1 pseudogene is annotated in these 219 nt (G+C 72.1%); it reads left to right on the top strand.

Annotation, left to right across the window (positions count from 1 at the left end):
• Nucleotides 1–79: 79 nt before the first annotated feature.
• Nucleotides 80–219, top strand: a pseudogene (locus tag J0695_RS38510) (hypothetical protein); the annotation flags it as partial.

The following is a 219-nucleotide window of genomic DNA, read 5'->3' as shown; positions in this document are numbered from 1 at the left end:
AAAGTAGACCGACCGGGCCGCCTGCCCGGCTCGCACCTCATGCACCCGCGGGCAGGCGGCCCGGTCGGTCTACTTTCTCCCCCAGCACCTGCACGAACTCCAGGCACGCAACCGTGCGGACCAGCAAGATCCCGCCTGGCGCAAGCTCTACGCGCTTCGCTCTGGCGCCGAGGGCCCTCTCGGCGATCTTGCCCTCGGCGCCGGGCACGCCGCTGCCGC

This window comes from Streptomyces beijiangensis, from assembly GCF_017315755.1.
In the GTDB taxonomy this organism is placed as follows: domain Bacteria; phylum Actinomycetota; class Actinomycetes; order Streptomycetales; family Streptomycetaceae; genus Streptomyces; species Streptomyces beijiangensis.
The sequence above is the reverse complement of the archived record's forward strand: the minus strand, read 5'-3'. Positions and strand labels throughout refer to the sequence as shown.